The following is a 26,012-nucleotide window of genomic DNA, read 5'->3' on the forward strand; positions in this document are numbered from 1 at the left end:
CAACTGACCCGCCGCCATCGGGAGCAAAACCCCTCCCACATGTTTAACCGCGGTGTGTCAGTAGCCGACGGTGAAGCGTTGGCGCGAGTGCCTTGGGGTTTCCGCTTCGTCGATCAGTGCAATGGCGTAGTCAGCAAAGCTGATCCAGCTGCGTCCTGCGGCGCTGACCAGCAGCTCATCCTGACCCAGGCGGAATGTACCTGTGCGCGCAGACTCCACGAATTCGGCCGATGGCGACAAAAAGGTCCAGTCCAGCTCTTTCTCCTGGCGCAGCGCTTCCAGAAACTCAGCCCCTGCACTGGCTTCGGCGCGATATTCCTCAGGGAAGCCGGCGCTATCGATCACCCGTCCACCGTCCGGCAGCAGCAGCGAACCGGCGCCGCCGACCACCAGCAGGCGGTGTACTCCGGCCTGTTTCACCGGCCCGATCACGGCGCTGGCGGGCAGGGTGGCGAAGTGCGCGGCGCTGATCACCACGTCGCTGCCGCTGACGGCCTCTTGCAAGGCGTGTGCGTCGAGTGCGTCCACTTGTTTGACGGTGACGCCTGGCTGCGCGGCGAGTTTTTCGGTGTTGCGCGCAATGGCCACCACGCTGTGCCCGCGCCGCAGCGCCTCTTCCAGCAATTGACTGCCCGCACGGCCAGTGGCCCCGATGATTGCGATCTTGCTCATGATGTTCTCCGGTTCGGTTAAGGATTGAAACGCTTCACCACTTCATTTCGCCCTTGGCGACTTTGGCGCTCAGGTCCAGCGAGCTTTCGTCGGCAAGGTCGGGGTAACGTTTTTTCATCGCCGCGATCAGGCCGGTGGAGTCCTTGGCCTTGGCGGTTTCGAGGTCGAATGCCTTGATGTAGTCAGCGGTAAAGGCCACGGAGGCCAGCGATGGCGTACCCAGGTAATGGCCCGGGACCACGGTGTTCGGCTTCAGGTCCTGAATGCGCTGCAGGGTGGTCAGCCAATCCTTGTGGGACTGCGCGCCCTGGGTGTCGGCCATCCACAGGTGAATGTTTTCGGAGACGACCACCCCGCCCACCACGGCCTTGATCGACGGAATCCACACAAAACTGCGGTCCGGCTGCGGGCCGTCGAGGCCGATCACCTGCAGTGCCTCGCCCTCAAGCGTCAGGCTATTGCCCTCAAGTACCTGCGGCACGAGGGTCTTGCCCGGCTTGTCGGCGCCCATTTTCGGGCCCCAGAACGCCAGCTTGCCGGCCACGGTCGCCTTGATATGGTCGACCACCGGCTGCGGCGCCACTACCTTGGCGTCCGGGAACGCGGCGGTGAGGGTATCGAGGCCGAAGTAGTAATCCGGGTCACCGTGGCTGATATAGATGGTGGTCAGGTGCTTGCCGCTGGCACGGATCTTCTGCACCAACTGCTCGGCCTGGCCCTTGCCGAATTGGGCGTCCACCAGGATCGCGTCCTTGGCGCCGCTGACCAGCACCGAACTCACCGGGAAAATCGCCGCTTCACCGGGGTTGTACACGTCGAGCTTCAGCTCGGCCGCCGCCGCGTGGGCGGCAAAGGCCTGGGCGGCGGTTACCAGCGTCAAGCGCTTGAAGGTTGAGAACATCGGGCAGCTCCTGCATTCGATAAGGGATGCGCACAGCTTAGTTGCCTGAAACATCACAAAAAATGCCATGCTGGGACATAGTTTGTTTCTAAAAGTGGGCAGATCATGGACCGTCTTCAGGCAATGCGCGTGTTTGTAAGCGTGGTGGAGCTGGGCAGCCAGTCGGCTGCCGCCGATCACCTGGACCTCTCGCGCCCGGTGGTGTCGCGCTACCTGGCCGAACTCGAAGACTTCGTCGGCGCGCGTCTGCTGCATCGCACCACGCGCAAGCTCAGCCTCACCGCCGCCGGCAGTGAAACCCTGCCGCGCTGCCGGCAATTGCTGGAACTGTGCAGCGACATGCAGGCCGCCGTCGGCACGCCGGATGACGCGCCGCGCGGTCTGTTGCGCCTTAGCGTGAGCACCTCGTTCGGCCAGGCGCAATTGGCCGACGCCATCGCCGCCTTCGTCAAGCGCTACCCCCTGGTGACCGTCGACCTGCAAATGCTCGACCGCACGGTGAACCTGGTGGACGAGCGCATCGACCTGGCCATCCGCACCAGCAATGACCTGGACCCCAACCTGATCGCCCGGCGCCTCACCGTCTGTCGCTCGGTGGTGTGCGCCACGCCGGCCTATCTGCTTGAGCACCCGGCGCCGCAAAAAGTCGAAGACCTGGCCCTGCACAACTGCCTGACCCACTCCTACTTCGGCAAAAGTCTGTGGCATTTCGAGGAAGGCGGTGAGCACGTCTCGGTGCCCATCACGGGCACGATCACCTCCAACGAGGCCAGCACCCTGCTGCGGGTGACGCTGGCCGGGGCAGGGGTGGCGATGCTGCCCAGCTATCAGGCTGGCGACTACATTCGTCGCGGTGAGCTGGTGCGCCTGCTGCCCGAGGCCGAGCCTCGACAAATGAACATTTACGCGGTGTACGCCTCGCGCAAACACATGCCGTCAGCGCTGCGCAGCCTGCTGGATTTTCTGGTGGAGCGGTTTCCGGAAGAGCCGATCTGGGACATCGGTCTGTAAGTCGACATAAACGGTTTGAATATCGCCCAATAATGGCAACTCGCCCTGGCTGACCTATGCTTCAAACAGTCATCCAGAGGTCTGTGCCATGACCCTCAAAACCAGAAAGTACCTGACGATTTTCGCCCTTTGCGCCCTGGCCAGCGCGCTGTACGGCACGGCGGCCTACCGCGTCGAGCAAACGCGCATGCAGCCAAGCTTTGCGATCAGCTGCCACCAGGATCAATGCGTGCCGCACACCGGCAGTTTCAGTGCCTTGCGCTGATCGCGAGGCACCGAAGATCCAACCTGGCCAAGTCAATCCGACTTGAGTTGCTCGCGAAACGCCTTCGGCGAAAACCCTACGCGCCGACGAAACAATCGCGAGAAGTTGGTCGGGTCGGAAAACCCCAGCACGTCCGACATCTCGTTGATCGTCATGCTGGTATAGGTCAGCAGGCGCTTGGCCTCCAGCAACTGGCGGTCGTGCATGATCTGCAACGCCGGCTGCCCGCCCAGTTCGCGGCAGGTGCCATTCAGGTGTGACACCGAGATGCCCAGCTTGTGGGCCAGGTCCTCGATCCTGGGGTGCTCGCGGTAATGCTGCTCGACCAACTGCGTAAAGCGCCGAAAATACTCGCGCCCACGCGGGGCACGCGGGTGGCGACGCTGGATGGCCTGGCGGCTAACCCACACCAGCAGCACGCTGACCACGGCGTGCATCATCATGTCGCGGGCCGGTTGCTCGTTCACGTATTCGTCCTGCAGGCGCACGAACAGGCTGTTGAGGTAGTCGCTGTCCTTGCCGGCCGGGTAGCTGCCCAGGGTCTGCAAGCCGTCGACCGTCGCGCCCAACTGCCCCTGCAAATGGCTGATCAGCGGCGCGGACAACGTCACCACGTAACCTTCCACATCCTCGGCAAACCGAAACCCGTGCACACACAACGGCGGCAGCACCTGCAGGCTCGCTTCGCTGAGGGTGCTGCGCTGGCCTTCGATTTCCAGGTGTGCCTGGCCTTTGTGCACGTAGAGCAACTGGCACAGATCCGCGTGCCGGTGGGGCTGGATTTCCCACTGGTATTCCCGACTACGTCGCGAAATGGTTTCGCAGTGCAGCAAATCGGGGGTAGGCCACTGCTGGCTTTCCCCGTACAGCTTGAAGACTGGAATCGCGGTTTGGCTCATGGTTTCAATCCGATACTCAGGATAGTGGTGCGGTAATCGCCCCGATTGGTAAAAAGCGCAGCCTTTGGCGCAGTTTTCACCTTCTTGTAGCGGCCACTCAAGTGAAAAATGTCAGCAGCACGATCAATGACAACGCTTTCACCCGATCCGTTCGAGGTGGAACTTGCGGGCGATAAAAATAATGAAGACGCTGAAAACCCAAGTCGCCATCATTGGCGCCGGTCCTTCGGGATTGCTGCTGGGCCAGTTGCTGCACAACGCTGGCATCCAGACCCTGATTCTTGAGCGCCAGAGCGCCGACTATGTGCAGGGCCGCATCCGTGCCGGGGTGCTGGAACAAGGCATGGTCGACCTGCTGCGCGAGGCCGGCGTGAGCCAACGCATGGACGCCGAGGGCCTGGTGCACGATGGCTTCGAACTGGCGCTCAATGGCCGGCTGACCCATATCGACCTCAAGGCACTCACGGGGGGCCAGTCGGTGATGGTCTATGGCCAGACCGAAGTCACCCGCGACCTCATGGCCGCCCGAGCTGCGGTCGGCGCCACCACGCTGTACGAGGTGCGCGACGTGCAGCCCCATGACCTGAAAACCGATCGACCCTGGCTGAGCTTCGAGCATCAGGGCGAGATGTTTCGCCTGGACTGCGACTACATCGCCGGTTGCGACGGTTTCCACGGGGTGGCGCGGCAATCGATCCCGGCCGAATCGCTGCAGGTGTTCGAACGGGTGTATCCGTTCGGCTGGCTGGGCATGCTCTGCGACACGCCGCCGGTGCACCCGGAGCTGGTGTATGCAAGGCACCCGCGAGGTTTTGCGCTGTGCAGCATGCGCTCGCCAACGCGCAGCCGTTATTACCTGCAGGTACCCGCTGACGAGCCAGTCAGCGACTGGTCGGACGAGCGATTCTGGGCCGAATTGAAAAAACGCCTGCCCACTGAGCTGGCGGAAGCGCTGATTACCGGGCCGTCCCTTGAAAAAAGCGTCGCGCCGCTGCGCAGCTTTGTGGTCGAACCGATGCAGTACGGCCGTCTGTTCCTGCTGGGCGACGCCGCGCACATCGTGCCGCCCACCGGCGCCAAGGGCCTGAACCTGGCGGCCAGTGATGTGAGCACGCTGTATCGCATTCTGCTCAAGGTGTATGGCGAAGGGCGCGTCGACCTGCTGGAGCAATACTCGGCCATCTGCCTGCGCCGGGTGTGGAAAGCCGAGCGGTTTTCCTGGTGGATGACCTCGATGTTGCACCAGTTTCCCGAGTCCGACAGCTTCACCCAACGCATCGCCGAGAGTGAACTGGATTACTTCATCCACTCCCGCGCGGGCCGCCAGACCATCGCGGAAAATTACGTCGGACTTCCTTACGAGGCTATCGAATAGCCTGCTATCGTATCGAGCATTCCCGCAGGCCGTCTTTCCCGCGGGCCCTGCTCGAAGGTTCTGCCGTGACTCAGCTCAATCAGCCCGTTCCACCGGTTCCCGCCGTGCGCAGCATCCTCATCGCGTTGATGCTGGCGATCTTTCTCGGCGCGCTCGACCAGACCATCGTCGCCGTGTCGATGCCGGCCATTTCCGCGCGGTTCCACGACGTCGACCTGCTGGCCTGGGTGATCTCCGGCTACATGGTGGCGATGACGGTGGCGGTGCCGATCTACGGCAAGCTCGGCGACCTGTACGGGCGCCGCCCGATGATGCTGATCGGCATGGGCCTGTTCACCGTGGCGTCGCTGTTCTGTGGCATGGCGCAAAGCATGGAGCAACTGGTGCTGGCGCGGATTCTCCAGGGCATCGGCGCCGGCGGCATGATCTCGGTGAGCCAGGCGATCATCGGCGACATCATTGCGCCCCGCGAGCGGGGGCGCTACCAGGGCTACTTCAGCAGCATGTATGCGGTGGCCAGCGTGGCCGGCCCGGTGCTGGGCGGGCTGATGACCGAGTACCTGTCGTGGCGCTGGGTGTTCCTGATCAACCTGCCGTTGGGCGCCGGCGCCTGGTACGTGGCCCATCGCACCCTGCGCGGGCTGCCGCCGCCGCAGCGCAAACCGATCATCGATTACCTGGGTACCGTGCTGATGATCATCGGCCTCACCGCATTGCTGCTGGGCATCACCGAAATCGGCCAGGGCCATGCCATGCGTGACCCGCAGGTGCTGGGCCTGCTGACCTGTGCGCTGGTGGCGCTGTCGGTGTTCGTGTGGCACGAGCGCCGCGCCCGCGAGCCGCTGTTGCCGATGCACCTGTTCGCCAACCGCAGCGCGGTGCTGTGCTGGTGCACGATTTTCATCACCAGCTTCCAGGCGATTTCCCTGACCGTGCTGATGCCGCTGCGTTACCAGACCGTGACCGGTTCCGGCGCCGACAGCGCGGCCCTGCACCTGTTGCCGCTGGCGATGGGACTGCCGATGGGCGCTTATTGTGCCGGGCGCCTCACCTCGGTGACCGGCCGCTACAAACCGATGATCCTCAGCGGTGCGCTGTTGAGCCCCCTGGCGATCCTCGGCATGGCCTTGAGTGCGCCGCAGGCGGTCGGGATGACGGCGTTGTTCATGGTGCTGTGCGGGATCGCCGCCGGCATGCAGTTTCCTACCTCACTGGTGGGCACGCAGAATTCGGTGGCGCAACGCGACATTGGCGTGGCCACCAGCACCACCAACCTGTTCCGCTCCCTCGGCGGAGCGGTGGGGGTGGCCTGCATGTCGGCGCTGTTGCTGGCGCTGTTACAGGATTCCAGCTTCGTCCACATGGCCAGTGGCGCGCTGGCGGCCGAAGGCAGTTCCGGCAGCGTGCTGCTCGACGGCCTCAACGCCGCCCCCGGCCCGGCGCAGGACGCCCTGCGCGCGGAGCTGGCGGTGACGTTCCGGCATTTGCTGATGGTGAGTGCAGCAGTGTCGCTGCTGGGCCTGGCGGCGGCCATTGCGATGCCCAATCAGGTGCTGCGCGGCCGCGAAGACAAAGCCGGCTGACTGACCAGCGAAGATCCACAGGTGGGAAGGGGCTTGCTCCCGATAGCAGTGCTTCAGTTAAAGCACCTGTGCCTGACACACCGCCATCGGGAGCAAGCCCCCTCCCACAGGGGAGTGCATTCCAGCGCCGGATCATGGGCTGTAATAACCCACCGCCACCATGAAGTGCCCGCTCTTGCGCACATAGGCATGCTTGTTCTCGACCTTGCCGGTCACCGGGTTCTGCCAGCGGTATTTGTATTCGCCCTGGTCTTGCTCGGCCATTATTTTGAGGATGGGCTCGCCCACTGGCCTGCCGTCCGGGTCCTTGACCTTGCTGAAGTCGGTGTTGATCAGCCGCAGGGTGGTGCCATGGGCCACGTAGCGCCGGGTATTGAGGTCGACCACGAACACGTAGAGGTCGTCCTGCAGGAACCCGCCCTGCAACGAGTTGATCGATTTGAGCGTGCCCGCCTCATCCTTCACCAACGCGTTCACCGCCTTGTTGCGCAGCGCCCGCGCCTGCTCCGGGGTGGCCCGTGGCAGGTAATAGCCGACCGCCAGAATGCGCTCGCCCACCCGCTGGTAAAACACATGCTTGTGCTCGACCTTGCCGTCGTTCCAGTTCTGCCAGCGGTAGTCGGCCTGCTGCACGCCCTGGTTTTCCGGCACCTTGAGCGCGTCCTTGAACGATTGGCGCAACTCCGGGCCCAGCACTTCGGACACATCACGGCCAATCAACGCCGAGGACGGGCCGCCACTGGCCAGCAGTACGCCTTTAGTGTCGACCACGAACACATAACGGTCGTGGTCGACAAACTCCCCTTGGCGGCTGAATGCCGCGAGGGCCTTGTCACCATTGCTCTGATAGTAGGCCAGGGCTTTTTGCAGCAACGCCTTGGCCGCCTCGGCGTCTTCTTCCTGCGCCGTCGCGGCATGCACCTGGCTGGCGCAGATCAGCAGCAGCCAGGTGATTCGCAGCAATGCCTTCATGTTTCATCCCTCTTTATTATTGATGTGACAGCAGCGTAGACGGACTTGGCTCAGGGCGCCGCCAGCCATTGGTTGACGATGCCGTCGTACACCCCGGTCGCCACGCTCAGGTGCAGCCATTGGTCGACATAGCTTTTCCACGCCACATCATCGCGCGGCAGCAGGAAGGCTTTCTGGCTGTATTGCATCTGCCGCTCGGGGTTGACCGCGCACAGTCCGGGCTTGAGCTTTTGCTGGTAGCGCGCCTCGCTGGCGTCGGTGATCATCACGTCGGCCTTGCCGGCCAGCAGTTCGTCAAAGATCGTCACGTTGTCATGCAGGCGGATCTGCGCCTGGGCAAGGTGGGCGCGGGCGAACACCTCGTTGGTGCCGCCTGCCGGCTCGATCACCCGCACCTGCGGCTGGTTGATCTGCTCCACGGTCTGGTAGCGCTGCACATCGGCGCACCGCACCAGCGGGATCTTGCCGTCGACGCCGAGGGATTCGCTGAAGAAGGCTTTTTTCTGGCGCTCCAGCGACACCGAAATACCGCCCACGGCGATGTCGCAGCGTTGCGCGAGAAAATCCGGCATCAGGGTTTTCCAGGTGGTGGGCACCCAGTTGATCTTCGCGTTGAGGCTCTGGGCCAGGGACTCGGCCATGGCAATGTCGATGCCTTCATAGCTGCCGTCGGCGCGCAACGAGCTGTAGGGCTTGTAGTCGCCGGTGGTGCACACGTTGAGCGTGCCGCGCTGGATCACCTCATCGAGGCGTGACGGGGCGGGGTCGGCCAGGGCGGTGGTTGCCGAGCACGCCAGTACACACAGGGCCAGGGAAGCTTTCATGGGGGCGGGTCCTTGGGGCAGTTTTTTTGTAGGCGCGAGCATTGACGCGACGCCTGCGGCTTTCAACCTTTTTTTCACGTTGCACTGGTTAAGCTGTCCACCAAGGTCGTTCACTTCCGTTCCACCCTGATGAGCCCATGATGTCGCCACAACCTCCATCCTCCATCGAGATTGACTTCGCCGAGCGCTATGACCAGGAGCACGCGCGGGTCTGCGGCGACCCGCATCCGCCCAGGCTGCGGCGGCGCCTGGCGATGTGGCGCGACGAATGGCTGGTGCGCCAGGCCCTGAAAGTGGCCGGCGAACCGGGCCTGATCCTCGACCTGGCCTGCGGTTCGGGGCGATTCTGGCCGGTGCTGGGCGAGCACATCAACCGCGTGATCCTCGCCTCGGACAACTCCCAGGACATGCTCGACCACGCGCTTACCCACCACCCGGCGGCATTGCTCAAGCGGGTCAAGACCTTCCAGGGATCAGCGTTTTCCATCGGCTTGTCGGCGAATGCAGTGGACTGCATTTTCTGCCTGGAGTTGTTTCGCCATGTGCCCAGCGCAGAAGGGCGTCTGGCGTTGCTGCGCGAGTTTCACCGGGTCAGCCGCGACACCGTGATTGTCTCCGTGCCCTCACGTACCTTCGTGGAAGGCGAATTTCGCCAGGCAGGCTTCAAGGTCCTGAAACATCAGGAATTCATGCCGGGCTCCCGGCTTTGGCGGGTTTACGTACTGCGTAAGAGGGGATAACTCCCGCCTGTCGGACTATTCTTCAGTGCCTGTCCGAGTTTTCATGATTGCCTGTGCACTGCGAATGCTCGCAAGGCCCTTTCGCGATATATACTGCGCGCCATTCTTCAAGGGAGAGCCGTGTGGCCATCGATATTCACTGGATCTGCGACAACGATAGCCTCGGCCAGCATTGCGCCGAATGGCAGCAGTTGCCATTCGTCGCCCTCGACACCGAATTCATGCGGGTCGACACCTTTTATCCCATCGCCGGGCTGATCCAGATCGGTGATGGCGTACGCGCTTACCTGATCGACCCCCTGACCATCGACAACTGGCAACCCCTGGCCGCGCTGCTGGAAAATCCGGCGGTGATCAAGGTGGTACACGCCTGCAGCGAAGACCTTGAAGTACTGCTGCGCCTGACCGGCAGCCTGCCGGTGCCGTTGTTCGACACCCAGTTGGCGGCCGCCTACCTGAACCTCGGCTTCTCCATGGGCTATTCGCGCCTGGTGCAGGCCGTGCTCGATATCGAGCTGCCCAAGGGCGAGACCCGCTCGGACTGGCTGCAGCGGCCATTGTCCGACACGCAGGTGAGCTACGCCGCCGAAGATGCGGTGCACCTGGCCGAGGTCTACATCCGCCTGCGTCCGCAGTTGTCCGACGATAAATACGCCTGGGTGCTGGAAGACGGCGCCGAACTGGTGGCCAACCTGCGCCGCGAGATCGACCCCTACGAGCTGTACCGCGATGCCAAGCTGGCGTGGAAACTGTCCCGCGCGCAACTGGCCGTGCTGCGTGAACTGTGCGCCTGGCGCGAGCAGCAGGCGCGGGCCCGCGACTTGCCGCGCAACCGCATCATTCGCGAACACTCGCTGTGGCCGTTGGCCAAATCCCAGCCGGACAATCTGGTCGCGCTGGGCAAGATCGAAGACATGCACCCGCGCACCGTGCGCCAGGACGGTCCGTTCCTGCTCGACCTGATCAAGCGCGCCGCCAGCGTGCCCATGGACCAATGGCCACCGGCCGTGGCCGAGCCGCTGCCGGTGGACGCCGCCACGCTGATCAAGCAGTTGCGCGCCCTCGGCCAGGCCGAAGCCGAACGCCTGGACATGGCGCCGGAGCTGATGCTGCGCAAGAAAACCCTCGAAGCCCTGGTCAAGAGTGGCTACCCCGATGGGCCTTATACATTGCCCGACTCGCTGCGTGGCTGGCGCCGCGCGTTGATGGGCCAGGCGCTGCTCGACAGCCTGGCCTCTGCCGGAGAACAGCCTTGAAACGTATTTGCTCCATCTACCGCAGCCTGAAAAAAGACGGCATGTACCTCTACGTGCTCAAAAGCGATGCCCTCGAGCGCGTGCCCGAGCCCCTGATGGCCGCCTTCGGCAAGCCGCACCACGCCTTCGACATGGTGCTGAGCCCGGAGCGCAAGCTGTCGCGCGAAGACATCCTGGTGGTCCTGGAAAACCTCGACAAGCAGGGCTACCACCTGCAAATGCCGCCGGCCGAGGACGAGTACATCGAACACTTGCCCGAAGAGCTGCTGCGCCGCAACGACCCGATGTGATCGGTGGGTGCCCTGCCGGGGCACTTTCTTCAACGCAATCGTAATGAGTGGGCGGTGGCCGCAAGGATGCGGGCGGCCGTCTGCACTGTTTTTGAAAGGTTTTAACCATGCGTGTTCTGATTGCTGAACAGGATCACCCGCTCTACGCCCAACTGCTGCGCGACGCCGCGCCGGACCTTGAGGTACTGACCAGCGGCGACTCGGCCGAGCTCTCGCGCCTGGCCGCCGATTGCCCGGTATGGCTGGGCCAGCCGGACCTGCTGGCGACCCTGCTGCGCCAGGGGCATCAGCCGCAGTGGCTGCAATCGACCTGGGCCGGCATCACGCCGCTGCTGGCCGACGGCCTGCCGCGCGGCTATCGCCTGACCCGTGCGGTGGGCATCTTTGGCCAGGTCATGGCCGAGTTCGTGCTCACCTATATGCTGGGCCACGAGCGTGAAGTGCTGGCGCGTCTGGTCAGCCAGGTGGAGCGCAAGTGGGACAATCGCACCGGCCAGAGCCTGGCGGGGCGCACGGCGCTGATCGTCGGCACCGGCGATATCGGCCAGCGTGTTGCCGAGTTCCTGGTGCCGTTCGGTGTGAAGCTGTACGGCATCGCCAGCACCGCGCGGGAGCAGGCGCCGTTCGTTGAAGTGGCCGCGCTTGATCAACTGGAGCGGCTGGTGGGAGAGGCGGACTACGTGATCAACCTGCTGCCCAACACGGCGCAAACCCACGACCTGTATAACGCGGCGCTGTTCAAGCAGTTCAAGCCGACGGGCGTGTTCATGAACGTCGGGCGCGGCGTGGCGGTGGTCGACGCCGACCTGGTCGAGGCGCTGAAAGAAGGGCACCTGGCTGGCGCGGTGATCGATGTCTGTCGCCAGGAGCCGCTGCCGCAACGCCATCCGTTCTGGACCGCGTGGGGCCTGCTGCTGACCGGGCACAGCTCGGCGCCGACCTCGCCGTCGATGATGGTGGATTTGTTTGTGCAGAACCTGCGCGCGTATCAGGCCCGTGAAGCCCTGCGCGGTGAAGTGGACTTCGAACGCGGTTATTGACCCATCGCCAATGTGGGGAAAGTGCCTCCCCACATTGGCTGCCCGCCTGTTTACAGGCTGAAGTCGCCTTCGGACACTAATTCGCTCAACGGCTTGCGCGGGCTCGGCACTTCACGGCCCTGCAGGTATTCCGGCAGGGTCGATTTGTCGCCCAGCTTGCCCACGGCCACCGCCGCGTGCAGCGCGTAACCCTCGGGAATCTTCAGTTCCTTGCGGGTCAATGCCTGATCGAAACCGGCCATGCCATGGGTATGCCAGCCGCTGAGGCTGGCTTGCAGCGCCAGGTGGCCCCAGGCGGAACCCGTGTCGAAGGTGTGCCACAGCGCCGGAGTTTCCTCGCTGGCGCCGGGCGCAATGAAGTCGGTTTTCGAGGCGATGATCACCAACGCCGACGCATGCTGCGCCCAGTTACGGTTGAATTCGTTGAGCACGCCCAGGTAACGCTCCCAGTCCGGCGTGTCACGGCGCGCGTAGAGAAAGCGCCAGGGTTGCGAGTTGTACGCGGACGGCGCCCAGCGAGCTGCTTCGAAGAAACTCAGCAAGGTCTCCTGTGGAATGCTTTCGCCGGTGAAGGCGCGGGGCGACCAGCGCTCGGTGAACTGCGGATGGATCGGGTAATCGGCAACACGTGTCATGGGGGCTCCTGATCGTCAATGTGGCGCTCAACGCTACTGCGCACTCGTTGGCCTGACAAGCTTTGTAACACCGCCAGTCGCCAGCGCTTGGTTCCAGGCGGCTTGGGCACTAGACTGGCGGCCTTTTCACCTACCGATACCGATGCAGAGCCATGGCCGCCAAAGTCGAACCCTTCTGGATACGCAAAACCCTTGAACACCTCGACCAGGAAGAATGGGAGTCGTTGTGCGACGGCTGCGGCCTGTGCTGCCTGCAAAAGCTTGAAGATGAAGACGACAACAGCGTCTATTACACGCGCATCGCCTGCAAACTGCTCGACCTGAACACTTGCCAATGCACCGATTACCCCAACCGCAGGGCCTCGGTGCCCGATTGCATCCAGCTCACCCCCGGCCAGGCCGACCAGTTCAAATGGCTGCCGCCCACCTGCGGCTACCGGCTGGTCAGCGAGCGCAAGGACCTGCCGTTGTGGCACCACCTGGTCTGCGGCGACCGCGACGCCGTGCACCACGAACGCATTTCCCAGTCCGGGCGCATGCTCAGCGAAGGCAGCGTGCCCGAGGATGACTGGGAGGATTACCTGATTTTCCGCGCGGGCTGAACCAGGAGTGGGTATGAGGGAAGTGATCAAGCTGGCGGTCGCCCTGACGCTGCTGACAATGAGCAGCTCGGCCTGGTGTGCGAAAAAGGTCGACCTGGACTATCACGTCAAGCTGCTGCCCCAGAGCGATCAGGCCGAAGTGCGCGTGAGCCTGTCTCACGGCGCGGCGGTGCGCAGCCTGAATTTCGAACTGGGCCACGCGGGCGACTACAGCGACTTCAAGGCCGACGGCCAGTGGAAGGTCACCGGCAGCCGTGGCCTGTGGCAACCCGATGCCGACAAGGCCAGCCTCACTTACCGCGTGCGCCTGAGCCATGCGCGCAAGCCGGGTACCTATGAAGCGCGGATGACGCCGAGCTGGGCGCTGTTTCGCGGTGAAGACCTGGTGCCGACCGCGCACCTGGACCAGCAGGACGGTGTCGAACTGGTCTCGCGCCTGGTGTTCGAGCTGCCGCCCGGCTGGAAAAGCGTCGAGACCGCCTGGCCGCGCATCGGCAAGCACAAATTCCGCATCGACAATGTGTCGCGCCTGTTCGATCGGCCCACCGGCTGGATGCTCGCCGGCACCCTCGGCAGCCGCCGCGTGCGCCTGGGGGACACCGACGTCACCGTGGCCTCGCCCAAGGGCCAGGCCATGCGCCGCATGGATGTGCTGACCTTGCTGACCTTCGTCTGGCCGCAGGTGGAGGCCGCGTTCCCGCGTCACCCGGCCAAGCTGCTGGTGGTGGGCGCCAGCGACCCAATGCGCCGTGGCGCGTTTGCGGCGCGTGACTCGATCTACCTCAACAGCCGCACGCCGCTGGTGAGTGAGAGTGGCAGCAGCCCATTGCTGCGTGAAGTGGTGCAGGCCATCGGGCGATTCAATGACCATGACACCAGCGACTGGATCAGCGAAGGGTTCGGCGAGTTTTATGCGATTGAGTTGATGCGCCGTGCCGGCGGGATTACCGATGAGCGCTATGCCGCAATTCAGGCGCGGCTGGGCAAGCAGGGCAAGGACGTGACCAGCCTGCGCGGCGAACACGTCAGCGGCGCCACGGTGGCGCGGGCGGTGCTTGTGTTGCAGGACCTGGACCGCGAGATCCGCGTGAAGACCCATAACAAGCGGTCCCTGGATGATCTGGCACAGGCGGTGATGCGGGCTGACAGCGTCAACACGGCGCAATTTGTGCAGTTGGCTGCAAGCATTATCGGTGAGCCATCAGCGGTGCTCGATTCCAGATTACTGCACTGATCTGGATCTGGAAGCACACACCAGAACAAATGCGGGAGGGGGCTTGCTCCCGATGGCGGTAGTTCAGTCACTGATGTGTTGACTGACACACTGCCATCGGGAGCAAGCCCCCTCCCACATTTGGATGTTCAACAGGCATGAAAGCCTGATCAGCCGGTGGTTTTTACCGCTTTCTCGGCGGCCACTTCGGCTTTGGTCTTGAGGTTGTTCAGCTCTGCGCCGGCCCGTTCAATCTTGGTGCGCAGGCTGTTCATCTCCTGACGACCCTGCTCCAGCTTGTCCTTGAGCGAACTGTGGCCGGTAAAGCCGCGCTTGAGCGCCACGCCGCCGATTGCCACCTGGATCAGGCCGAACACGCCGCCACGGCGCAGGCCTTTGCCCAGCATGATGAAACCGCCGGCCACCGAGCCAATGCGTTCCCAGCCGTGCACGTTTTGCTCATGCTGCGGGGCGGGTTGCAGGTGCTCGATGATAGGTCGCAGGTGTGTGCTGTCACTCATGATCCGTCTCCAACAAGGGCTAGTGTAAATAGCTGACTGCTGGCCGGCGCCGGATGTTCCCGAAAAATCAGTACTTGGGCCCCGAGCGGGTGTTGTTGCCCTTGGCCAGGCGGTCGTAGAGCACCACATTGACGGTGGCGGCAAGGTTCATGCAGCCGGTGGTCGGGATGTACACCACGTCTTCGCACCAGTCGCGGATCTCTTTATCCAGTGAGCCGTCTTCGGGGCCGAAGATATACAGCGCGCGGTCGGGATGGGTGTATTCGGGCAGCGGACGGGCGCCTTCCACCAGCTCCACGGCAACCGGGATGCAGCCCAGGGGCAGGATTTTCTTCAGGTCATCGATGCCGATCAGCGGAATGTCGTGGTGGACCTTTTTGGTGTCGGTGATGAAATCCCGCGCGCGCTCGTAACGCACGCCGGTGTAGAACACCGAGGCCACGCCGTAGCAGCCGGCGGCACGCATCACCGAGCCGACGTTTTCGGGGGATTTGGGGTTGTACAGACCGATGCAGCTGTAGCGTTTATTGCCCACGGGGAAGGGTGCCTTGACGAAAAGGCGCGATTATACGGCCTTGAAGTGATGCGGTGCTTGCACGATCGCTGTCGGGAGCAAGCTCCTCCCACTGTTGGACTGCATTTCAGTGTGGGAGGGGGCTTGCCCCCGATGAGGCCGGTACAGGCGATGACGATGTTCAGCTGTCTTTCTTCATCAACCCCGCCAACGCCGCAAACGGGTTGTGCGTGGCCTTGGCAATCGTCGGGCTGCTGGTGGAGCCTTCGCCGAAATACTGCTGGTCGGTGTAGCGCGAGTGCTCGTTGTCATGGCAATACAGGCACAGCAATTCCCAGTTGGAGCCATCCTGAGGATTGTCATCATGGTTATGGTTGCGGTGGTGTACGGTCAGTTCGCTCAGGCGTTTGCCGGCGAACTCACGGGCGCAGCGGCCGCACACGTGGGGGTACATTTTCAGGGCTTTGTCGCGATAGCCCATTTCCCGGTCGCGCTGGGCATCGGCGAGAATGCGGTCCAGCTTGGCGGTGTGGGAGGGCGGGTTGGTCGAGCTCATCATGGCTCCTGGCTGTTTGAGGGTTCACGGATACCGTGGATTCTAGCCGCTCGCGCGCTAAATAACCGCTTCACTTTAGCCATAAGGATTCAACTTCATGCGTCTGCATTCATGGATTGCTGCATTGCTGCTGTGTGGGGTGACTGCCCATGCCCACGCCCTTTCTGCGCCCAGGCCCGGGCAGGTGATCGAAGTAGCCCTCGAGCAGTTGCATCCCACCCAGGCCGTGGTGGGTTTTGAGCAGATCTATTACAGCCTGGGGTTGTTCGCCGCCAAACCGGCCAAGGTCTTTGACGAGTACTGCGAAACCAACGGTCAGGGCGAAGCGAAAAAGGTGCCGAAAAAGGCCGACCTGCATCACCCCGAGAGCTTTACCTGCGAGGATCCGGTAGGTGCTCACCCGGATGAGATGAAAACCGTCGTGGTCGGCCCCGGCGGCCAGCTGTACCTGACCGACGGTCACCATAGCTTCACCACGCTGTGGGAAGTGCCCGGCGGCGGGGCGCGCTTGAAAATGTGGGTCCGGGTGACCGACGATTTCAGCAGCAGCCCGGACATGAACGCCTTCTGGCAGCGTATGGCAGCGGCGCGCAAAGTCTGGCTCAAGGACAGTCACGGCCGGACCCTGGCGCCTGAGCAGTTGCCGGCGCATCTGGGCTTCAAGCACCTGCAGAACGACACCTTTCGCAGCCTGGTGTATTTCACCCGCAAGGCCGCCTATGGCAAGCCGGACGATGGCGAGATTGCCCCCGAATTTCTGGAGTTTTACTGGGGCGACTGGCTGCGCACGCAGATTGATTTGAGCCAGTACAACCTGGACAGCAAAGGTGGCTACAAGGACGCCATCGAAGCCGTTGCCAAGCGCATGGTCAGCCTGGCGCCAGGCTCGAAGGTGGGTGACAGCGGGTTTACCGCTCATCAACTGGGCGGCATGAGCGAGCTGGATCGCAAGGCGCTGGAGAAAACCTTCGAGAATAAAGTGCCGTACATCTTTGACTACCGCAAATCCCTGCGCTGAAACAGGTCAGAAATGTGGGAGGGGGCTTGCTCCCGATCGCAGTGTGTCAGTCAACACATCGGTGACTGAGCTACCGCTATCGGGAGCAAGCCCCCTCCCACAGGGGATTTGTGGTGTCTGGTATCAGGCTTTCAGTTTTTCGGCGATCCAGATGGTGTGCCGGGTGCCTTTGTTGCCATGGGCAAATACCTGCACTTCCTCGGCCTTGAAGCCGGCCTTGCGCAGTTTGTCGCTGAACAGCCTGTCGGCGCTGGCCGACCACACGGCCAGTACGCCCTTGGGCCGCAGTGCCTTGGCACAGGCGGCCAGGCCAGCGGCGGAGTAGAGCCAGCTGTTGGCTTTTTGCGTGAGGCCTTCGGGGCCGTTGTCGACGTCGAGCATGATCGCATCAAAGCCCTGGGGTTCGGCCTGCAGCACCTTGGCCACGTCTTCCAGGCGGATCACGGTGCGCGGGTCCAGCAGCGGGCGGCCGGATTTTTCGCCCAGCGGGCCGCGGTTCCACTCCACCACGCCGGGCACCAGCTCGGCCACCACCACTTCGGCGGTCTTGCCCAGGTGCTTGAGCGCCGAAGCCAGGGTAAAACCCATGCCCAGCCCGCCGATCAATACCCGTGAACCGGGACGCCCGGCCACCTTGCGGCAGGGAATTTCCGCCAGGGCATCCTCGGAGCCGTGCATGCGGGTGTTCATCAGTTGGCCGCCGTCACCGCCCTGGATCTTGATGACAAAATCCTCGCCGTATTCGAACAGGCACAGGGCGCCGCCGTTGTCGGGGATCGGGGTGGTGTCGAGCAGAATGAAACGTTTCATGGAAATCTCATTGGGAAGGGCATTCTTGCGCGGTTGGGAGTAGCCTTGAGGCATTCCGGTCAGGCCATGGAGCCATCGATGAAGTGCAGCATTCTAACGGTCATTGTGCTCGGCGCGCTCACATTGGGTGCCGTGCAGGCGCAGGAGGTGCAGAGTGTACCGGCCGCCCCCGCGCCAACCCCAGGCGCGCCGGGCACTCCGACGCCGACGCTGTACCCGCAGGTGACGCCGCCGGCGTTGCCTAAAGCCAACGCCGACGGCTCGCCGGCGCTGGTGCCGATCGTGTTGCCGACGCCGCCCAAGGACCAGACCGTGCCTGGCCTGCAGCAGAACGACAGCAAACCGAAGACGCCCGGTGGTTAAGCGTCGAGTGCCAGCGCCTTGAACACAAACGCGTATTCCAGCGCCACGTCGCGTAGCCCCTGGTAGCGACCGCTCATCCCGCCGTGGCCGGCACCCAGTTCGGTCTTGAGCAGCAGCAGGTTGTCGGAGGTGGCGGTGTCGCGCAGCTTGGCGACCCATTTGGCCGCTTCCCAGTACTGCACGCGGCTGTCGTTGTAGCCGGCGATCACCAGCAGCGCCGGGTAGGCCTGGGCGCTGACGTTTTCGTACGGCGCATACGCCTTGATGCGCGCATACACCTCGGGCTCTTCGGGGTTGCCCCATTCGTCGTACTCGGTGATCGTCAGCGGCAGCTCCGGGTCGAGCATGGTGTTGAGCACATCCACAAACGGCACTTCGGCAATCGCCGCCTGGAACAGCGCCGGACGCTGGTTGAGCACCGCGCCGATCAACAGACCGCCGGCACTGCCGCCGCTGATCGCCAGTTGCCGGGAGGTGGTCAGGCCCTCGGCAATCAGGTGTTCGGCGCAGGCGATAAAGTCGCTGAAGGTGTTCTGCTTGTGGGCCTGCTTGCCGTTGCGGTACCAGGCTTCCCCCAGCTCGCCGCCGCCGCGCACGTGGGCGATGGCGAACGCCACGCCACGGTCCAGCAGGCTCAGGCGCGCGTGGGAGAACCACGGGTCGAGGCTCTGGCCGTAGGCGCCGTAACCGTAGAGGTACAGCGGGGTCGGCTTGCCCAGTTGGTCGCGCTTGATCACCAGGCTGATCGGCACCTGAGTGCCGTCGGCCGAGGTGGCCCACAGGCGCTGGCTGACGTAGTCATCGGCATTGAATGCGCCGAGTACCGGGGTTTCCTTGAGTACCTGTTGCGCGCCGCTGGCCAGCTCCAACTGACGCACCTGGGCCGGGCGGTTCAGCGCTTCGTAGCGCAGGCGGATCCTGTCGCTGGGGAATTCCAGGCTGTTCTGTACGTAGAGGCTGTAGGCGGCGTCGGGTAACTCCACGCGATAGGCCGGCACGCCCTCGGCATGCACTTCGATCACCGGCAGGCCGCCGATGCGCAGGCTCAGGGTCATGGCGCGGGCATTCAGGCTCACGCCGTCGAGCATCACCTCGTCGCTGTGGGGGATCAGCGTGTGCCAGTCGGCCTCGCCGGGCACGGTGCCGGTGTCGGCGGCGACAAACAGCGCGTAATTGATGCCGTCGCGGTTGCTGCGGATAAACCAGGTCCACTCACCGTCAAGCTGGCCGTGGTCGACATCGTATTCATGGTCTTCGACGCGAGGCGCCAGGCAGGTGAAGTCCAGGTGCGGCTGGCCTGCGTCCAGTGCCCAGATTTCGCTGGTGGTCTTGCTGCCCAGGGCCAGCAGCAGCTGGCGCTCGGAACTGGAACGGTAGCAGTGCAGGAAGAAACGCCCGTCGGGTTCGTGGAACACTTCCTGTGCCGCCGTGCCGTCCAGGCGATAGCGATACAGCTTGTGTGGGCGATGGGTGTCGTCCAGCTCGCCAAAAAACAGGGTGAGGCTGTCATTGGCCCAGGTCATGCTGCCGTCGCAGTCCTGGAATTCCAGTTCGCTGACCTTGCCCGAGGACAATTCCTTGACGAACAGGGTGTAGATCTCTTCGCCACTGGTGTCGAGGCTGTAGGCCAGGCGCTGGTGGTCGGGGCTGATGCTGAAGGCGCCCAGCGAGAAAAAGCCGCCGCCAGCCAAGGCGTTCGGGTCCAGCAGCAGTTCTTCGCTGTCCTCATCCACCTGATTGCTGTCGTCGACAGGGCGGCGGCAGCGGTAGTGGCGGGCGTATTCGTCGCCGGCGGTGGTGCGCGTGTAATACAGATACGGGCCCCACGGAGAGGGCAGCGACAGATCGGTCTCGAGGATGCGGCCCTTGATTTCCTCGAACAGCGTGTCGCGCAGCGCCTGCTGGTCGGCGAGCTGGGCTTGCTGCCAGGCGTTTTCGGCCTTGAGGTAGTCGAGGACGTCTGCGTTATCGCGCTCCTGCAGCCAGGCGTACGGGTCTGGACCTGGGGCCTTGCGGGCGATCGGGGCATTGGATAGGGGCATGGATCACTCTCTGTCTGGCGGACGGTGGCAGGCATTGCAGCCGCGACACGCAAAAGCCGTTATCATAGCCGCCTCTTTGCCAGCCTTGCCATGGACACCATGACCGAGAACGATTATCTGATTGCCTGGGGCCTTTACGCCTTCGCCGCATTGGGCTGCCTGTTGGTGTGGTGGCGCATGACCCGCTGGATCTGGCGCTGGCTGCGCGAGCCACTGCAATTGCTGATGGCGGTGCTGCTGTTCAGCCCGACCATCGTCGATCCGGTCAAGACCCAGTTTGCGCCGGCCGTGGCCATTACCGCGCTGGACCTGGTGCTCAAGGTCGGCAACAACGCCTGGCGGGCGATTTCCGATTTGTTCATGTACACGATGATCGTCTTCGCCGTGTATATCGTCATCGTGTTGATCCGCTGGCCCATCGAGCGCGCCGCCAATGCGCGCCGCGAGCGCAAGGCTGCGTTCGATGCGGCGCTGGCCCAGGAGCCGGCTGAAGACGACGAGCCTTTCCACCGTCCGGTACCCGCCAGCGGCACGCGGGTCGAACCGCGCCTTTAACGTTGCAGCGAGAGCCCTGGCATGTGTGAATTATTGGGCATGAGTGCCAACGTCCCCACCGATATCGTGTTCAGCTTTACCGGGCTGATGCAGCGCGGCGGGCGCACCGGCCCGCACCGTGACGGTTGGGGCATTGCCTTTTACGAAGGCCGTGGCCTGCGCCTGTTCCAGGACCCGGCGGCGAGCAGCGAGTCGGAAGTCGCGCTGCTGGTGCAGCGTTATCCCATCAAGAGCGAAGTGGTGATCGGGCATATCCGCCAGGCCAACGTCGGCAAGGTCAGCCTGGCCAACACCCACCCGTTCGTGCGCGAGCTGTGGGGCCGCAACTGGTGCTTCGCCCACAACGGCCAACTGGCGCAGTTCAATCCGCGCGCCACTTTTTACCGCCCGGTGGGCGACACCGACAGCGAAGCGGCCTTCTGCGATTTGCTCAACCGTGTGCGCGAAGCCTTCCCGGAACCGGTGGACATCGAGCAGGTGCTGCCCGACCTGATCGCCGCCTGCACCGAATACCGCAGCAAGGGCGTATTCAACTGCCTGCTCAGCGACGGCGACTGGCTGTTTTGCTATTGCACGACTAAATTGGCGCAGATCACCCGACGCGCACCCTTTGGCCCGGCGCGCTTGAAGGACGTCGACGTGATCGTCGATTTCCAGGCCGAAACCACGCCCAATGACGTGGTGACGGTGATTGCCACCGAACCGTTGACCGACAACGAAAACTGGACCCGCTACGAACCGGGCCAATGGAGCCTGTGGCGACGCGGTGAATGCGTCAGCCAGGGCGTTACCGAGTAAGGATATCGACCATGTTGCTCAGCTATCTGCGGTTGGTGCTGTTTGCCATTGGCCTGTTGGTCGGCGTGCAAGTGCCGGGTTTCATCAACGACTACGCCAAGCGCGTCGAAGCCCACCTGATCGAGGCCCAGACCGGCCTGCGCGGGTTCGAGACCACCGCGCAGCAGTTTTTCAAGGGCGACCTGCAGGCGCTGGTGGCCCATTACCGCGCCAGTGATGACCCGGTGTTCCAGAGCGACGCCAACAGCCTGGGGGCCATGCTTGACCGCCAGCTTGCGTTGGACAAGCAGTTCCAGGCCATGCAAGGCCCCTGGTATATCCGCGCCCTGCAGGTGGCGGTGGCCGCCGACCCGGACATTCGCCGGGAGACCTGGAATGGCTACAGTTACCAGATCCTGCTGACCCCCGAAGCGATGGGCTGGGGGTTGGGTGGGGCGATGCTGTTGTCGTTCGGCATCGAATGCCTGTTCCGCCTGATCGACTGGGTGGTGCTGGGCGGCAAGCGTCTGCGCCAGAGCCGTCCGATTGAAGAGCGTGACCTCAAAGGCCTTTAAATAGCGGCTCGGTCCACTGTGGGAGCCAGCCCCCTCTTATCAAACACAAAATAACTTTTTGATTTAAAACCTGAAATTTCAGGCAGCCAGTTTCCTGTGGCGAGCAGGCTTGTCCTGCGTTGGGCTGCGCAGCAGCCCCAAAGCCGTGCTCCGGGCAGGGTCAGGTACACCGCGTTTTCCTTGATTGGGGGCGCTGCGCCCCCCAATGCCGTTCAGTTAAGCCAGCGTGATGTTCAAAGCAAAGAGCGGTGCGACTTTTTCGGTGTACATATCCGTTTCTGCTGTAACGGCTGCTGGCGGTTCCGCTCTTACAGCGGCTCACTTTTGAAAAGCGCAAAAGTAAGCAAAACGCTCTTGCCCCAACACTCGGCACCTCGCCTAGGCTCGGTGTGCCCGAACGCAGGCTTTGGAGCGTGGGCCGCCGCGATGGGCCATCCATGGCCCAGCGCGGCTAACCCGGCGTCCTGCCGGGTTACCCACGCTCCAAAGCCTGCGTTCGGCCAGCGTGTTTGACGGGGCGCCTAAGATCAAGATCAAGATCAAGAGCGCGGCGGCCTGAGAGCCGACCGAAATGGCAAGGCCGCTCGCCACAGAGGCCCCAGTTCGCTGCGCGACAGCGCTACGTCGAAGAGGTAGTGGGGACTCCCACCGTTATTTGGATAGAAAGCGCATGCCTTCTTCCAGCCCGCGCAACGTCAGCGGGTACATCTGATCTTCCACCAACTCGCGCACGATCGCCGTCGACGCCGTATAGCCCCAGGTGTCCTTCGGGTACGGATTGATCCAGATCAGCTTCTTGTACTTGGCCATGAAGCGCTGCATCCACACATAGCCCGGCTCCTCGTTCCAGTGTTCGACGCTGCCGCCGGCCTGGGTGATTTCATAGGGCGCCATCGACGCGTCGCCGATAAAGATCACTTTGTAATCGGCGCCGTACTTGTGCAGCAGGTCCTGGGTTGAGGTGCGCTCCGACGTGCGGCGCTGGTTGTTCTTCCACACCGACTCGTACACGAAGTTGTGGAAGTAGAAGTACTCCAGGTGTTTGAACTCGGTCTTGCACGCAGAGAACAGCTCTTCGCAGATCTTCACATGGGCGTCCATCGAGCCGCCGATATCGAACAGCAGCAACAGCTTGATGGTGTTGCGCCGTTCCGGGCGCATCTGGATATTCAGCAGGCCGGCGTCGCGCGCGGTGTGATCGATGGTGCCGTCGATGTCCAGCTCTTCGGCCGCACCCTGGCGCGCGAATTTGCGCAGGCGGCGCAGGGCCACCTTGATGTTGCGCGTGCCCAGCTCGACCTGATCGTCGAGGTTCTTGTACTCGCGCTGGTCCCACACCTTCACGGCCTTGCCCTTGCGCTCGCCGGCATCGCCCACGCGTATGCCTTCCGGGTTGTAGCCGCCGGAACCAAACGGGCTGGTGCCGCCGGTGCCGATCCACTTGTTGCCGCCGGCGTGGCGTTCCTTCTGTTCTTCCAGGCGTTTCTTGAATGCCTCTATGAGCTTGTCGAGGCCGCCGAGGGACTGGATCTGCGCGCGTTCCTCATCGCTCAGCGAGCGTTCGAACTCCTTGCGCAGCCAGTCCTCGGGGATCAGCGCCTGCAGGTGGTCGTCGAGTTTTTCCAGGCCGTTGAAGTAGGCCCCGAAGGCGCGGTCGAACTTGTCGAAATGCCGCTCGTCCTTGACCAGAATCGCCCGCGCCAGGTAGTAGAACTCGTCCATGTCGGCGAAGGTCACGCGCTGTTTGAGCGCGTTGATCAGGTCAAGCAGCTCGCGCACCGACACCGGCACCTTGGCGGCGCGCATTTCATTGAACAGGTTGAGTAGCATCAGCGATTACCGCGGCGGCTCATGAACGCCAGCCGTTCCAGTAACTGCACGTCCTGCTCGTTCTTGACCAGTGCGCCGGCCAGCGGCGGAATGGCCTTGGTCGGGTCGCGCTCGCGCAGCACCGCTTCGCCGATGTTGTCGGCCATCAGCAGCTTGAGCCAGTCGACCAGTTCAGAGGTGGAAGGTTTTTTCTTCAGGCCCGGCACTTTGCGCACGTCGAAGAACACGTCCAGCGCTTCGCTGACCAGATCCTTCTTGATGTCGGGGTAGTGCACATCGACGATTTTCTGCAGGGTGGTGCGGTCGGGGAAGGCGATGTAGTGGAAGAAGCAGCGGCGCAGGAACGCGTCCGGCAGCTCTTTTTCGTTGTTGGAGGTAATGATGATGATCGGGCGTTTCTTCGCCTTGATGGTCTCGTCGATTTCGTAGACGTAGAACTCCATCTTGTCGAGTTCCTGCAACAGGTCGTTGGGGAATTCGATATCGGCCTTGTCGATTTCATCGATCAGTAGGATTACCCGCTCTTCGGCCTCGAAGGCCTCCCACAGCTTGCCTTTCTTCAGGTAGTTGCGTACGTCGTGCACCTTGTCCACGCCCAACTGCGAGTCGCGCAGGCGGCTGACCGCGTCGTACTCGTAGAGGCCCTGGTGCGCCTTGGTAGTGGATTTGATGTGCCAGGTAATCAGCCGGGCGCCGAAGGATTCGGCCAGCTGTTCGGCGAGCATGGTCTTGCCGGTGCCCGGTTCGCCCTTGACCAGCAGCGGCCGCTCCAGGGTGATGGCGGCGTTGACGGCCAGTTTCAGGTCATCGGTAGCCACATAGGCCTGGGTGCCTTCGAACTTCATCGGTGTGTCCTCGGATTCATCAATGCCCGGACTATACCGCGCGGCCCCGGCGACTGTGAACGCAGACGGGTTATTCAGTCTCTGAATGGACGGTCACGTTCATTCCCGGCCAATGCAATCAATGTGGGAGGGGGCTTGTCCCCGATAGCGTTGGTTCAGTCATGGATGTATAAACTGACACACCGCCATCGGGAGCAAGTCCCTTCCCACCGTTTTAATCGGCGCTCGGCTTGGGTTGTTCGTAATGGGCATTGAAGGCCTGGATGAAGCCGTTGCGCAGGATCGCGATGACCGCGCCAAACGCGCTGACATTCTGCTGATGCACACTGCCGCTCAATTCCACGCGGGTGGCGAACTGATTTTTACGCTGGTTCTTGAGCACCGTCTCGCTGGCGCCGACCACGGCTTCCCAGATCGAACGGAAGATATTCTTGTCCTTGTTTTCGACATCCTGCTGCCAGTCGAACACTTCCACATCGCGCAGCAGCGGCTTTATATAGCCGCGCAGCTGGCCTTTCTCGGCCTGGGCTTCGATCACTACATCGCCGGTGCCGGCCTTGAAATCGAACTTGCCATAGGCCGAGGCGAAGTCATTCATGCGCGTCAGTTGCAGGTCGCGGGCACGGAAGCGGAACTCGAACTCTTCGAAATCGCTCAGTGGGTCGAAGGTGGCGTTGGCTTCCAGAGGTGCCTGGCCTTGCAGCAGCGCCTTGCCTTCAAAGCGTGCGTCGCGCTTGCCTTCCACGTCCACCACGTTGGTCAGGTTGTAGAAACTGGCGTTGACCCCGGTGGCGTTGATATTGACCTTTGGCTTGGAGGTGAAGTTGTGGAACGCGATCTTGCCGTCTTCGATGCGCATTTCGTTGAGGGTGATCGGCAGCAGCTTGCTCAGTTGTTCCTGCCAGTCGGTGCCTTTACCGGTCTGGGACGCGGCCTTGTTGGCGCCGCCGTCGACGAAGTTGATTTCCGGACGCACAAAATGCCCCTCGGCGACCACCGCATGGTCGTACCACAGCGAATGCCAGCTCACCGCGAACTCGATCAGCGGCGCCTTGACGAAGGGCACCGGTACCTTGCCGTCCACCTTGACGATCTGCAGGCCGTTGATCCGGTAGGCGCCGCGCCACAGCGCGAGGTCCACGTCGGCAATTTCGCCACGGTAATCGCCCATGTTGGCGAGCTTTTCGTTCAGGTAATTGCGCACCAGATAGGGCAGGGCGATGTTCAGTGCCACTAGGAAAACCACCAGTGCGGCGACGGTCCAAAGTGGCCAGCTGTAGCGACGTTTCATGAAAGGCTCCTCCGTGCAGATAGGGTGTGGACTGCTG

General features: G+C 62.9%; 29 protein-coding genes. 15 read left to right on the forward strand and 14 right to left on the reverse strand.

The window, feature by feature from the left end:
* Positions 1 to 57: 57 nt before the first annotated feature.
* Together LUB09_RS06645 and LUB09_RS06650 are read right to left on the reverse strand one after the other, a co-directional pair.
* Positions 58 to 672, reverse strand: a complete 615-nt coding sequence (locus tag LUB09_RS06645) for an NAD(P)-dependent oxidoreductase (protein WP_231422105.1) — start codon at positions 670 to 672, stop codon at positions 58 to 60.
* Between the two features lie 34 nt (positions 673 to 706).
* Positions 707 to 1,573: an MBL fold metallo-hydrolase gene (locus LUB09_RS06650; RefSeq protein WP_231422106.1), complete on the reverse strand. Its 867-nt coding sequence runs from the start codon at positions 1,571 to 1,573 to the stop codon at positions 707 to 709.
* Positions 1,574 to 1,678: 105 nt separating this feature from the next.
* Here LUB09_RS06650 and LUB09_RS06655 point away from each other — a divergent pair, with 105 nt between their 5' ends.
* Entirely contained in the window at positions 1,679 to 2,584 is a 906-nt protein-coding gene (locus LUB09_RS06655) for a LysR family transcriptional regulator (RefSeq protein WP_231422108.1), read from the forward strand.
* An 88-nt stretch (positions 2,585 to 2,672) separates the two neighbouring features.
* Positions 2,673 to 2,849, forward strand: coding sequence for a hypothetical protein (locus LUB09_RS06660; RefSeq protein ID WP_209990006.1), 177 nt, complete (start codon positions 2,673 to 2,675; stop codon positions 2,847 to 2,849).
* 32 nt (positions 2,850 to 2,881) lie between these two features.
* Here the strand turns inward: LUB09_RS06660 and LUB09_RS06665 are convergent, their stop codons facing one another.
* Positions 2,882 to 3,748: a helix-turn-helix domain-containing protein gene (locus LUB09_RS06665; RefSeq protein WP_231422110.1), complete on the reverse strand. Its 867-nt coding sequence runs from the start codon at positions 3,746 to 3,748 to the stop codon at positions 2,882 to 2,884.
* A gap of 190 nt (positions 3,749 to 3,938) precedes the next feature.
* On the opposite strand from LUB09_RS06665, the gene pobA reads away from it, so the two are divergent.
* Positions 3,939 to 5,123, forward strand: a complete 1,185-nt coding sequence (gene pobA / locus LUB09_RS06670; protein ID WP_231422147.1) for a 4-hydroxybenzoate 3-monooxygenase — start codon at positions 3,939 to 3,941, stop codon at positions 5,121 to 5,123.
* Between the two features lie 65 nt (positions 5,124 to 5,188).
* Entirely contained in the window at positions 5,189 to 6,706 is a 1,518-nt protein-coding gene (locus LUB09_RS06675) for an MDR family MFS transporter (protein ID WP_231422112.1), read from the forward strand.
* A 132-nt stretch (positions 6,707 to 6,838) separates the two neighbouring features.
* Here LUB09_RS06675 and LUB09_RS06680 read toward each other — a convergent pair whose 3' ends face one another.
* Together LUB09_RS06680 and LUB09_RS06685 are read right to left on the reverse strand one after the other, a co-directional pair.
* Complete coding sequence (locus LUB09_RS06680; protein ID WP_231422113.1) at positions 6,839 to 7,678, reverse strand: cache domain-containing protein; 840 nt, start codon at positions 7,676 to 7,678, stop codon at positions 6,839 to 6,841.
* A 50-nt stretch (positions 7,679 to 7,728) separates the two neighbouring features.
* The gene (locus LUB09_RS06685) at positions 7,729 to 8,502 is read right to left on the reverse strand and encodes a transporter substrate-binding domain-containing protein (protein WP_231422115.1); all 774 of its coding nucleotides are present in this window, start codon (positions 8,500 to 8,502) and stop codon (positions 7,729 to 7,731) included.
* A 140-nt stretch (positions 8,503 to 8,642) separates the two neighbouring features.
* Here LUB09_RS06685 and LUB09_RS06690 point away from each other — a divergent pair, with 140 nt between their 5' ends.
* The 4 genes from LUB09_RS06690 to LUB09_RS06705 all read left to right on the forward strand — a co-directional run bounded on the left by LUB09_RS06690 (position 8,643) and on the right by LUB09_RS06705 (position 11,828).
* Positions 8,643 to 9,242, forward strand: coding sequence for a class I SAM-dependent methyltransferase (locus tag LUB09_RS06690; protein ID WP_209990016.1), 600 nt, complete (start codon positions 8,643 to 8,645; stop codon positions 9,240 to 9,242).
* Positions 9,243 to 9,364: 122 nt separating this feature from the next.
* On the forward strand, positions 9,365 to 10,498 hold the full coding sequence (gene rnd / locus LUB09_RS06695) for a ribonuclease D (RefSeq protein WP_003233994.1): 1,134 nt from the start codon (positions 9,365 to 9,367) through the stop codon (positions 10,496 to 10,498).
* The gene (locus LUB09_RS06700) at positions 10,495 to 10,788 is read left to right on the forward strand and encodes a YcgL domain-containing protein (RefSeq protein WP_209990023.1); all 294 of its coding nucleotides are present in this window, start codon (positions 10,495 to 10,497) and stop codon (positions 10,786 to 10,788) included. The genes rnd and LUB09_RS06700 overlap by 4 nt, the downstream gene beginning before the upstream one ends.
* Before the next feature lie 107 nt (positions 10,789 to 10,895).
* Entirely contained in the window at positions 10,896 to 11,828 is a 933-nt protein-coding gene (locus LUB09_RS06705) for a D-2-hydroxyacid dehydrogenase (protein WP_209990025.1), read from the forward strand.
* A gap of 50 nt (positions 11,829 to 11,878) precedes the next feature.
* On the opposite strand, the gene LUB09_RS06710 is transcribed toward LUB09_RS06705, so the two are convergent.
* On the reverse strand, positions 11,879 to 12,463 hold the full coding sequence (locus LUB09_RS06710) for a nitroreductase family protein (RefSeq protein WP_231422116.1): 585 nt from the start codon (positions 12,461 to 12,463) through the stop codon (positions 11,879 to 11,881).
* Positions 12,464 to 12,615: 152 nt separating this feature from the next.
* Between LUB09_RS06710 and LUB09_RS06715 the strand changes: the two genes are divergently transcribed.
* Positions 12,616 to 13,065 carry a YcgN family cysteine cluster protein gene (locus LUB09_RS06715; RefSeq protein ID WP_209990028.1) on the forward strand — a complete coding sequence of 150 codons (450 nt, stop codon included), beginning with the start codon at positions 12,616 to 12,618 and terminating at the stop codon, positions 13,063 to 13,065.
* Between the two features lie 13 nt (positions 13,066 to 13,078).
* Positions 13,079 to 14,299, forward strand: a complete 1,221-nt coding sequence (locus LUB09_RS06720) for a hypothetical protein (protein ID WP_231422118.1) — start codon at positions 13,079 to 13,081, stop codon at positions 14,297 to 14,299.
* Between the two features lie 149 nt (positions 14,300 to 14,448).
* Here the strand turns inward: LUB09_RS06720 and LUB09_RS06725 are convergent, their stop codons facing one another.
* From LUB09_RS06725 to LUB09_RS06735, 3 genes are all read right to left on the reverse strand, one after another.
* Complete coding sequence (locus LUB09_RS06725; protein WP_231422120.1) at positions 14,449 to 14,799, reverse strand: YgaP family membrane protein; 351 nt, start codon at positions 14,797 to 14,799, stop codon at positions 14,449 to 14,451.
* Between the two features lie 67 nt (positions 14,800 to 14,866).
* Complete coding sequence (locus LUB09_RS06730; RefSeq protein ID WP_003189607.1) at positions 14,867 to 15,334, reverse strand: RNA methyltransferase; 468 nt, start codon at positions 15,332 to 15,334, stop codon at positions 14,867 to 14,869.
* 160 nt (positions 15,335 to 15,494) lie between these two features.
* Positions 15,495 to 15,869, reverse strand: coding sequence for a YajD family HNH nuclease (locus LUB09_RS06735; RefSeq protein WP_003172528.1), 375 nt, complete (start codon positions 15,867 to 15,869; stop codon positions 15,495 to 15,497).
* 97 nt (positions 15,870 to 15,966) lie between these two features.
* Between LUB09_RS06735 and LUB09_RS06740 the strand changes: the two genes are divergently transcribed.
* A complete protein-coding gene (locus tag LUB09_RS06740; protein ID WP_231422122.1) occupies positions 15,967 to 16,887 on the forward strand; it encodes a ParB/Srx family N-terminal domain-containing protein in 921 nt (306 codons plus the stop codon).
* Positions 16,888 to 17,010: 123 nt separating this feature from the next.
* Here the strand turns inward: LUB09_RS06740 and LUB09_RS06745 are convergent, their stop codons facing one another.
* Positions 17,011 to 17,697, reverse strand: a complete 687-nt coding sequence (locus LUB09_RS06745; RefSeq protein WP_231422123.1) for a hypothetical protein — start codon at positions 17,695 to 17,697, stop codon at positions 17,011 to 17,013.
* 78 nt (positions 17,698 to 17,775) lie between these two features.
* On the opposite strand from LUB09_RS06745, the gene LUB09_RS06750 reads away from it, so the two are divergent.
* Positions 17,776 to 18,060: a hypothetical protein gene (locus LUB09_RS06750; protein ID WP_231422125.1), complete on the forward strand. Its 285-nt coding sequence runs from the start codon at positions 17,776 to 17,778 to the stop codon at positions 18,058 to 18,060.
* Here the strand turns inward: LUB09_RS06750 and LUB09_RS06755 are convergent.
* A complete protein-coding gene (locus tag LUB09_RS06755; RefSeq protein ID WP_209990043.1) occupies positions 18,057 to 20,102 on the reverse strand; it encodes a S9 family peptidase in 2,046 nt (681 codons plus the stop codon). The two genes, LUB09_RS06750 and LUB09_RS06755, sit on opposite strands and share 4 nt — an antisense overlap.
* Before the next feature lie 24 nt (positions 20,103 to 20,126).
* Between LUB09_RS06755 and LUB09_RS06760 the strand changes: the two genes are divergently transcribed.
* From LUB09_RS06760 to LUB09_RS06770, 3 genes are read left to right on the forward strand one after another with little or no spacing between them, the layout of a single operon-like run.
* Positions 20,127 to 20,657: an MFS transporter gene (locus LUB09_RS06760; protein WP_231422127.1), complete on the forward strand. Its 531-nt coding sequence runs from the start codon at positions 20,127 to 20,129 to the stop codon at positions 20,655 to 20,657.
* Between the two features lie 21 nt (positions 20,658 to 20,678).
* Complete coding sequence (locus tag LUB09_RS06765; RefSeq protein ID WP_003234016.1) at positions 20,679 to 21,455, forward strand: class II glutamine amidotransferase; 777 nt, start codon at positions 20,679 to 20,681, stop codon at positions 21,453 to 21,455.
* An 11-nt stretch (positions 21,456 to 21,466) separates the two neighbouring features.
* On the forward strand, positions 21,467 to 22,009 hold the full coding sequence (locus tag LUB09_RS06770) for a DUF2937 family protein (protein ID WP_057009544.1): 543 nt from the start codon (positions 21,467 to 21,469) through the stop codon (positions 22,007 to 22,009).
* A 651-nt stretch (positions 22,010 to 22,660) separates the two neighbouring features.
* On the opposite strand, the gene LUB09_RS06775 is transcribed toward LUB09_RS06770, so the two are convergent.
* The 3 genes from LUB09_RS06775 to LUB09_RS06785 form a co-directional block, all read right to left on the reverse strand.
* Positions 22,661 to 23,839: a vWA domain-containing protein gene (locus tag LUB09_RS06775; RefSeq protein WP_231422129.1), complete on the reverse strand. Its 1,179-nt coding sequence runs from the start codon at positions 23,837 to 23,839 to the stop codon at positions 22,661 to 22,663.
* The gene (locus tag LUB09_RS06780) at positions 23,839 to 24,684 is read right to left on the reverse strand and encodes an AAA family ATPase (protein WP_209990058.1); all 846 of its coding nucleotides are present in this window, start codon (positions 24,682 to 24,684) and stop codon (positions 23,839 to 23,841) included. Before LUB09_RS06780 ends, LUB09_RS06775 begins: the two co-directional genes overlap by 1 nt.
* Before the next feature lie 214 nt (positions 24,685 to 24,898).
* A complete protein-coding gene (locus tag LUB09_RS06785) occupies positions 24,899 to 25,975 on the reverse strand; it encodes a DUF748 domain-containing protein (protein WP_231422130.1) in 1,077 nt (358 codons plus the stop codon).
* Between the last annotated feature and the right edge of the window lie 37 nt (positions 25,976 to 26,012).

This window comes from Pseudomonas sp. Leaf59 (genome assembly GCF_920984685.1).
Taxonomy (GTDB): Bacteria; Pseudomonadota; Gammaproteobacteria; order Pseudomonadales; family Pseudomonadaceae; genus Aquipseudomonas.